The sequence below is a fragment of the Limnospira sp. PMC 289.06 genome (assembly GCF_032350395.1).
Classification (GTDB): Bacteria; Cyanobacteriota; Cyanobacteriia; order Cyanobacteriales; family Microcoleaceae; genus Limnospira; species Limnospira platensis.
Genome location: NZ_JARPLC010000595.1, coordinates 1 through 247, shown reverse-complemented (window position 1 = coordinate 247; position 247 = coordinate 1). Strand labels below are relative to the sequence as shown.

At 41.7% G+C, this 247-nt stretch carries 1 protein-coding gene; it reads right to left on the bottom strand.

The annotated features are described in order from the left end of the window. Nucleotides 1-8: 8 nt before the first annotated feature. Nucleotides 9-247 (bottom strand): HNH endonuclease signature motif containing protein (locus P5674_RS26380; protein WP_315670541.1); only part of this gene is annotated, 239 nt, incomplete at its 5' end.

Here is a 247-nt window from a genome sequence, read left to right as displayed (position 1 = left end):
CCTCCTTGTTAAGAGTACAGCATCATCTCTTCATCAAGAGCTGTTTTATCATCGTGGCAATGGCGATGTAATAATTGGAGATTCTTGTATTCATCCTTTCCGCCTTGGCTTCTGGGTACAATATGGTCTACTTCAATTAAGTCTGACGGGGTAAAGAATTGCCCACACCAGTTACATCTACCTTTTTGCTTCTTGAGTAGTTTTGCTACCCTATTTGGTGTATCGATTGCTTGTCCTTTCCTGGTTG